The organism is Actinopolyspora sp. BKK2, from assembly GCF_011291845.1.
GTDB classification, from domain to species: Bacteria; Actinomycetota; Actinomycetes; order Mycobacteriales; family Pseudonocardiaceae; genus Actinopolyspora; species Actinopolyspora saharensis.
Map to the genome: position 1 here is coordinate 1 of NZ_JAANTE010000020.1, position 1,442 is coordinate 1,442.

A 1,442-nucleotide genomic window follows, 5' to 3' on the forward strand; every position below is an offset into this window, starting at 1 on the left:
TAGTAGGGCTTTGTTAACTCGTTGGTGGTGGGTGTGATGATGGAGGTGTGACACCGGAGGAGATGCAGGTTGTGGCTCCGCGGATCGAGGAGTTCGCGGGGCAGATGCTGGCGGGGTTGCCGCGGCGGGATCAGCGGGCCAAGGGTGAGTGGTATCTGCGGGGGTTGTTGCTGGATGGGCAGCGCAAGTCGATGCAGCCCATGGCCGAGCGTCTCGGGGTGGATCACCAGGGGTTGCAGCAGTTCATCTCCTCCTCGACCTGGGACGATGCCGCGGTGCGGCGGCGGCTGGCCGGCTGGGCCGAGGACTTCATCGAGCCTCGGGCCTGGGTGCTGGATGACACCGGCTTCGTCAAGGACGGGCATGACTCGCCCGGGGTGGCCCGGCAGTATTCGGGCACGTTGGGCAAGACGGCCAACTGTCAGATCGGGGTGAGTCTGCATGCCGCTACGGATTGGGCCTCGGCGGCGGTGAACTGGCGACTGTTCCTGCCGGCCAGTTGGGACGATCAGCATGCCGACACGGTCGAGGCTGCTGCGACGATCCGGCGCCGTCGGGGCCGGGCCCGCATCGGCGAGCAGGTGCGGCATCGGGAGAAGTGGCGGCTGGCGCTGGACATGCTCGACGAGGCCACCAATACGTGGCAGCTGCCCACGCATCCGGTGGTCGCCGATAGCGGCTACGGCGATGCCACCGCTTTTCGCTTGGGCCTGGCCCAGCGAGGGCTGCACTATGTCGTCGCGGTGGGGGCCAGCACCAGCGCGCAGCCCGGCGACGCGGTCGTGGAAACGCCGGAGTACTCAGGCACCGGGCGCCCACCCCGGCCCGGCTATCCGAGTAAACCGGCCAGCCTGCGTGAGCTCGCGCTGGCCGCCGGCCGGAAAAGCCTGCATCAGGTGACCTGGCGCCACGGCAGCAAGAAAACCCCCAACAACCGCACCGGAGCCATGCGCTCCCGCTTTCTGACACTACGGGTACGTCCGGCCAACCGCCAGATTTCCCGCGATACCGACGGCAGCCTCCCAGCGTGCTGGATGCTCGCCGAATGGCCCGCCGGCGAACCGGAGCCCACCGACTACTGGATGTCCAACCTGGACGCCGACACACCCCTGCGCGAGCTGGTGCAGCTGGCCAAGTTGCGCTGGCGCGTCGAACACGACTACCGCGAACTCAAACACGGTCTCGGTCTCGATCACTTCGAAGGCCGCAGCCTGGCCGGCTGGTATCGCCACGTCACCCTGGTCAGCCTCGCCCAAGCCATCGGCACCCAGCTGCGCTACGACCCAAAAGCCCCTGCGCCGGCCTGACCCTCTACGCAGTCCTGAAACATCTGCAGACCCTGCTGGCGGTCTGGACCGGCGCTTGCCCCACCTGCCACCAACCCCCGCCAGCCAGCTGGAACTTCCCTGACCAGCAACGATTACCCACTTAACAAAGCCCTA

Annotated in this window: 1 protein-coding gene; it reads left to right on the forward strand. The window is 67.3% G+C overall.

Annotated features, from left to right (window positions below; genetic code table 11):
- Window positions 1-62 precede the first annotated feature (62 nt).
- Window positions 63-1,307 carry an IS701 family transposase gene (locus tag G9Q41_RS21410; RefSeq protein ID WP_165634027.1) on the forward strand — a complete coding sequence of 415 codons (1,245 nt, stop codon included), beginning with the start codon at window positions 63-65 and terminating at the stop codon, window positions 1,305-1,307.
- The last annotated feature ends 135 nt before the right edge of the window (window positions 1,308-1,442 follow it).

Excerpts from the sequence above, each read along its gene's own strand:
- G9Q41_RS21410 (WP_165634027.1), top strand. The coding sequence starts at position 63 with ATGCAGGTTGTGGCTCCGCGGATCGAGGAGTTCGCGGGGCAGATGCTG.